Origin of the sequence: Deinococcus wulumuqiensis R12 (genome assembly GCF_011067105.1) — a bacterium.
Classification (GTDB): domain Bacteria; phylum Deinococcota; class Deinococci; order Deinococcales; family Deinococcaceae; genus Deinococcus; species Deinococcus wulumuqiensis.
The window spans coordinates 102,501-107,500 of record NZ_CP049359.1 but is presented as its reverse complement, the minus strand read 5'-3'; the positions used below and the strand labels follow the sequence as shown (position 1 = coordinate 107,500).

General features: G+C 58.1%; 7 protein-coding genes (2 of these 7 cut by a window edge). 2 read left to right on the top strand and 5 right to left on the bottom strand.

All coding sequences use genetic code 11. The features are described 5' to 3' along the window. From G6R31_RS15725 to G6R31_RS15710, 5 genes are all read right to left on the bottom strand, one after another. A protein-coding gene (locus tag G6R31_RS15725) for an IS4 family transposase (RefSeq protein WP_164994042.1) crosses the window boundary here: on the bottom strand, window positions 1-652 show its 5' portion. It extends 332 nt beyond the left edge of the window; 652 of the gene's 984 nt are visible here — the first part of the coding sequence; it begins with the start codon at window positions 650-652; its stop codon lies off the left edge, out of view. Between the two features lie 368 nt (window positions 653-1,020). Continuing rightward, window positions 1,021-1,254, bottom strand: a complete 234-nt coding sequence (locus tag G6R31_RS15720) for a hypothetical protein (protein WP_017871117.1) — start codon at window positions 1,252-1,254, stop codon at window positions 1,021-1,023. Window positions 1,255-1,352: 98 nt separating this feature from the next. Then, complete coding sequence (locus G6R31_RS16965; protein WP_229659286.1) at window positions 1,353-1,745, bottom strand: transposase family protein; 393 nt, start codon at window positions 1,743-1,745, stop codon at window positions 1,353-1,355. A 2-nt stretch (window positions 1,746-1,747) separates the two neighbouring features. Beyond that, complete coding sequence (locus tag G6R31_RS16960; RefSeq protein WP_225983291.1) at window positions 1,748-2,158, bottom strand: transposase family protein; 411 nt, start codon at window positions 2,156-2,158, stop codon at window positions 1,748-1,750. 202 nt (window positions 2,159-2,360) lie between these two features. Further along, window positions 2,361-2,762 carry a four-helix bundle copper-binding protein gene (locus G6R31_RS15710; protein WP_013616027.1) on the bottom strand — a complete coding sequence of 134 codons (402 nt, stop codon included), beginning with the start codon at window positions 2,760-2,762 and terminating at the stop codon, window positions 2,361-2,363. A gap of 192 nt (window positions 2,763-2,954) precedes the next feature. Between G6R31_RS15710 and G6R31_RS15705 the strand changes: the two genes are divergently transcribed. Both G6R31_RS15705 and G6R31_RS15700 read left to right on the top strand, forming a co-directional pair. Then, complete coding sequence (locus G6R31_RS15705) at window positions 2,955-4,124, top strand: multicopper oxidase family protein (RefSeq protein WP_152423707.1); 1,170 nt, start codon at window positions 2,955-2,957, stop codon at window positions 4,122-4,124. A 91-nt stretch (window positions 4,125-4,215) separates the two neighbouring features. Then, window positions 4,216-5,000: the 5' portion of a peptidase C39 family protein gene (locus G6R31_RS15700; RefSeq protein WP_051056502.1), read on the top strand. The gene runs 262 nt beyond the window's last position; the window shows 785 of its 1,047 coding nt (coding positions 1-785); its start codon is at window positions 4,216-4,218; its stop codon lies beyond the right edge, outside the window.

The following is a 5,000-nucleotide window of genomic DNA, read 5'->3' as shown; positions in this document are numbered from 1 at the left end:
AGCGCTGCTTGTAAAGCTTCCAGGTCTTCCGAGCATTGAAATCGGTAGCGATGATGACGAGGTCACCTGTGGGTGACCTCGTCGCCACCACCCGCATCAACTCCCCGAACACGAACACCTTTTCGCCAATCTCGTGAAAATGACCGTGCTGGACGTTCTCAAACCATTCTTTCCCATTCATGTCGTCCAGCATGTCGGTCTGTCGGATACGAATTGCCCTCTTGATGCCCTGACGACGAAGAAAGCGGAACCATTCCGCGCCGATGAACTCCCGATCGGCCACCAGACCCAGCCAGCGTTTCGCTGGCAAGGCCCGAAGGAGCTTCAACACCAGCCACATCCGGGCGTAGGTGTGACTGTTCCCAGACTCGTCGAGAGGCACCCAGATGAGCGGCAGGGTGAAGCCGTGAACCACGGCTCCAAGCACCAGAAAGTTGATGGGCGTTTCCCCGTGTTCCCAGTTGGTGCGGTCCAGACTCAGCAAAACCTTTCCTGGTGGCAGGTGGGCGACGAGCAGGGCGATGAAAAAGCCCATGTCCAGTTGCTCATCCCGGAAGGTGCGGTCTGCTCGTCTCTTCTTGCCCTGTGGGGTACTCATCCCCGGCATATGGGCACTCAGGTCGTGATGATTGACGCTCCTCGCGGCAATCATCGCCAGGAGGACATCGATGAGCCGCTGGAGCGTGTCGATGCGGAGGTGACTGGCGTGCGCTTTGAAGTGCTGGGTGAGTGCGGTAGCCTGCTGGACAGTGGATTCTGTGGACTTCACACCTTCAGAAGACCGCGAACAGTCAGCCCCATCAAGCTTGATGGGGCTGACTGTTGGTTTTCTCCGTCTGGGACGAGGCCAAACTGAAGTTGTCACCTACTGAGCACGAACCATTGCTTTATAGCTGGTAATACGTTCCCCTAGCACAATTTGAGTTATTGCAGCCGCATCGTGGTGATACACGTATCGCTGCCCGCCTGGGTGTTCAGCGTTCCAGTGATGATTTTGCCGCCCATTTTGAGGGTGACCTGCTAGGTCTGATTGCAATCTAGCCACAGTTCCAGAAAGCCGTTATGGAAGGTTTTCGCGGTCTTGTTAATGACTGTTTTTCCTGCTTGGATTTTCACCAGCACGCTACGCTGACGGAGGTCTTGAACAGTCCGCTCTGGCACCTGGACATGAAGTGCGTTGAGCGCGATGACAACGAACCTCTGTCTGGCAGGGAGTGCCACGGCTTTCTGGTTGCTGCCGGGAAACTTGAACACGACGGCTTCAGGGGACACGAAACTCTGCAAGCCGCCTGCATTGTGCCATTGGTTCGCCTTAACAAGTTGGGGGCAGGCCACTAGACCTCTTGCGAAAGTCATGGCTTGGCTTGAATCATGTGGTTCAGTAGACCCGCAATAAGCGAAAGTCGTAGACCAAAACGTCGTCTCCGATGGCGATACACCTCTTTAAGTACGCGAAAAATCTTTAACCTTCGAATGACATGCTCAACGGGCTGTCGGATAGAAGCAATGGCACGGTTTTCAAGGCGTTCGTCGCTCGTCAGGGGATGATGCTTGCTGGCTTTATGGGGTGTGAGTGAATAGCGGTGGAGACGCCAGATACCTTGATATCCGGCGTCTCCAATCAAGGCTACTTCTGGATGAACCCTGACCTCGGAGCCGCGTAGGAGTGTGAGGTCATGCGTCGCTCCTTTTCCACTGGTGACGCACATAATCATGTGCGTCGTCGCGTGAATCAGAAGTTGCATCTTCAGCGTATGACGCTTCTTTTTCCCGCTGTAGTAGGCGCGTTGCTTTTTTTTGGGCGTTCACAAGGCACTTCAGCCACATCCACCAGCATGGCTGTCCATGCTGTCGTTGTTTCAAGTAAGGCTTTTTTGCCGGGGAGGGCGAACTGGCCGCTGGCAATAAGCGCGTTTTCAACGCGCTCGATCGTCCGTTGTGCAGTGCTTTCGTGAATATCCCAATCCTCCGCCAGGTGGGAGAGAGTGCGATACTCACGCCAGAATTCAAGTGTGAGCAGGAGTTGCTCGCTCAATGTCCGTGCTGGTGGTCGTCCAGAACGATTTTTATCTAACTCCCAGGCTTGGAGGGCCGCCTCCATTGCAGTAAACGTCTCTGGATAGACCCCTGTACGGCGCTTGAACTGTTTTCGGGTCATCCGCATGACCCGTTCAAATCGCTGGTGTGCTATCCACACAGCCTACCTTCCGACTTTCGCAAGAGGTCTACTGAATTGCACGGGACTAGGAGCCGCTGTTTGGGCAGCAGACAGGGAGGCCAGCGTAAAGAGAAGCGTCACGGTCACTTTATTCATGACCATGACGCTAAGACGTTGATGTTCAGCGTGTGTAAAGCGGCACTCAGGCCAGGAGTTTCTGGCAGGCGGCTTCACAGCGGCGGCAGCATTCAGCACATATTTCGCAGTGCTTCATGCCCATCTTGGCGTGAGACTCGCATTCCTGGGCGCACGCCTGACACGCGGCCACGCACGCCTGCAACTGGGCGCGAATCACCGCTTCGTCACCCTGCCCCACGCGGCTCAGGACGCCTGCTGTGGCGGCGCACACGTCCGCGCACTGGCCGTTCAGCGTGATGCACTTCGTCAGGTGGGCCAGGTGTTCCGTTTCATTCAGGCAGGCGTCGGCGCAGATGGTGCAGCAACCAGTGCACTCCAGACAGGCACTGATGCATTCGGCCAGACTGCCGGAATCGAACTTACCGGGTTTCGGGTGGGTGCTGAGCATGGCAGAAATGGTGTTCATGGGTCTCTCCTTGAGCTTGAGGAACCCGGCTGTCCGGGCCGGATTCGCAGGGGTGGGAATGGACTGCCTACACCCTAGACCGTGATTTGTTCAGCTTCTGTAAAGCTCCGGTGTCCATGAAGGCACGCTGAATGTCGTGCTGGAGAGCCAAACCTTTACACAAGCTGAATATGGTCGGCGCAGGCTTTAGACATGAAAACCAGATTTGGTGTGTTGACCATCCTTCTCGCCTCTAACGTGGTTGCCCAGGACACCATGCCCGGCATGAACATGGGAACGCCCACTGCGCCCAGCATTCATGACCAACACCACCCGGCAGCCAGCCCCAATATCAGCAGTTTGCCGGAGACACCCATCAGTACAGTTACCCGCATGGGCAACCTGGTGATGCCGCCCGGCATGATCATGACCCCCGATCAGAGCATGGAAGCCATGCAGGACATGGCGGCGGTTGACCTCAGCAAGGTCACGTACACTGCCCCAGCCAATGCCAGAGGCGATCAGACCCTGCAACCCAAAATCGTGAATGGGGTGAAGGTCTTCAACCTCGAAACCTCGCTGATCAACTGGAACATCCTGCCGGGCGTGCAGGTGGCGGCCTACGCCGTCAATAAGCAGGTGCCGGGGCCGCGCCTTCGCATCACCCAGGGGGACCGGGTGCGCTTCGTTGTGAAGAACAACCTGCCTGACCCCACCAGCATTCACTGGCACGGCCTGAGTGTCCCGAACAAGATGGACGGCTCAGCCGACGTGACCCAGAAGCCCATTCCCCCCGGTGGTTCATTCACCTACGAGTTCACCGTGAACCAGGCGGGCACGTTCTTCTACCACTCGCACGAGGCCGTGGATCGGCAGCAGGGGCTGGGACTGTACGGCGCACTGATCGTCGATCCGAAGAAACCCGACCCGACCCTGAAAGCTGACAAGGAGTACACCCTGCAACTTCAGGAATGGAAAGTGGCTCAGGGCTACACCTTCCCGGCCATGCCGATGGAAGGACTCTTCCCGAACCTCTTTACCATCAACGGTAAGGCGTACCCGTCCACCGAAACCATCAGGATGAAAGTCGGACAGACGGTGCGGCTGCGCTTCATCGGATCGAACAACAACTTCATCCACCCCATGCACATTCACGGCGGGCCGTTCACGGTGGCCGCCATCGACGGAGAAACCCTTTCCCAGGCGGCGCGTTACAAGGCGGACACCATCAATGTCGGCCCTGGGCAGCGTTACGACGTGCTCTGGAAGGCCACCCAGAAGGGAACCTGGCTAATCCACTGCCACATTCCCCACCACATCACCAACAACAATGAAGAAGTCGCGGGAGGTGGTGGCCTGACGATGGCGATTGTCGTGGAATAACTCCGCCCCAAGTGCCTGAAAGCCCCTGTTCCTCCGGGGGCTTTTGTCGTGCTTTACAGAAGCTGAATACGCGCCAACTAGCGTGAAGCTGATGCTCAGACTTCTGCTCCCTGTGGCCCTGCTGGCTTTCAGTACCGCCGCCGCCGCGCCTTATGCCCAGCAAACGTCCTTCGGGCAACCCACGACCCTGCTGAAAAGCGTGCAGACCAGCGTGCCGCATACCTGGCAAGCGCTTCCTGTCCCTCAGCCGGGGCCAACCACGTCGCCAGAGGTCAACGTTGCGCCCTTCAATGAACTGGTGCCGAGCTGGAATGTCCTGGGTGGGGAGAACCGCCCCTTTACACTGGAAGTTCGGGTGCGCCAGCCGGACGGGCAGTGGAGCCGTTACTTCAGTTTCGGTTCCTGGCAGGCGGCCACGGGTCGCCGCAGTGCGCCGCGCCGCCCGGCGGCAGGCGGCTGGGTGGACACCGACACCTTGAAACTCCCTTACCGGGCCAGCGCCTTTCAATTCCGCTATCAGGCGGCAGCGAACCAGCAGATGAAACTGCTGTCCTTCAACACTTCGGATACGTCGCTGCGCTTCCAGCAGGCGGGAGGCAGGCCGCTCCCACTGGAGAGGTTGCTCAATGTTCCCAGCTACTCCCAGATGATCTACCCAGGTGGGGGCGAGGTGTGGTGCAGCCCCACTTCCGTCAGCATGCTGCTGGCTTACTGGGGGCTGCGCCCCAGGGTGCCCGAGGTCGCGCAGGCCACCTACGACCAGACCTATGACGGCTTTGGAAACTGGCCCTTCAACACGGCTTACGCAGCTACTCAGGGGTTTCAGGCGTTCGTCACTCGTCTGGGAAGCCTGCGGGACGCCGAAGCGTATCTGCA

Bases quoted from the DNA above. Each gene is read 5' to 3' on its own strand.
- G6R31_RS16965 (WP_229659286.1), bottom strand. From the start codon at position 1,745: ATGCAACTTCTGATTCACGCGACGACGCACATGATTATGTGCGTCACC.
- G6R31_RS16960 (WP_225983291.1), bottom strand. From the start codon at position 2,158: ATGACCCGAAAACAGTTCAAGCGCCGTACAGGGGTCTATCCAGAGACG.
- G6R31_RS15710 (WP_013616027.1), bottom strand. From the start codon at position 2,762: ATGAACACCATTTCTGCCATGCTCAGCACCCACCCGAAACCCGGTAAG.
- G6R31_RS15705 (WP_152423707.1), top strand. From the start codon at position 2,955: ATGAAAACCAGATTTGGTGTGTTGACCATCCTTCTCGCCTCTAACGTG.